Source organism: Parvimonas sp. D9, from assembly GCF_035282565.1.
Classification (GTDB): Bacteria; Bacillota; Clostridia; order Tissierellales; family Peptoniphilaceae; genus Parvimonas; species Parvimonas micra.
Window position 1 is genome coordinate 1 of sequence record NZ_JAYKBM010000038.1, and the last position, 624, is coordinate 624.

Sequence of the window (624 nt, forward strand, 5' to 3'; positions counted from 1 at the left end):
TCATGCAGAATCTGCAGCTCTTCAGGGAAGCGTAGATCAGTGACTACAATACAATGGGCTCGCGACTTTGCTACAGCTCGAAGCCATGCACGTACGTGGAAATAGCCGTCGTACTGTTCGCGCTTTGCATTGGCATCATCTTGCAGAAGCTTTCTAGGAGGCTGCCAGGGCCAACGCGAAAGAGTCTTTTCCTTAAGGATGGAGTCTTCCATTTCCTCTTCGGTAAGACCATACAGAATGCTGCACGATTGCTTGATCGCGCCTGCAAATGGTACCCGCTCAAATAGAGGGCGTTCTTGGGGGAACCGCAGCCTCCTCAGACGAGCCCGCTCTAACAGGGGATTGGCACACGCTGTATCCTTGCCGGAACCTTTGGGGCCCGTGAATACGAGCACCCTCCGGTTAATAATGTCGGCAATATCGATACCCTGCTCGGTGCAGAGATCATGGAGGCTTGGATATGTTTTCTTCTGTTCCATGGGGATGACCTTTGTTGCCTTTCCGACACCTGGGTGCGGTGGTCTCAGTGGCGGTTGAGAAGGGAAGTGAACCTCATACCCATAGCAGAAAGAGCACTGCGCATATTGGGCGGAAAGAAATTCGGACCCTTGAGCACCTTACCAT

General features: G+C 52.6%; 1 protein-coding gene. It reads right to left on the bottom strand.

Features of this window, described 5'->3' with window-relative positions; all coding sequences use genetic code 11:
• Positions 1 to 479, bottom strand: a 479-nt coding sequence (locus VJI94_RS07910) for a hypothetical protein (RefSeq protein WP_324008949.1), incomplete at its 3' end; no start/stop codon positions are given.
• Positions 480 to 624 lie beyond the last annotated feature (145 nt).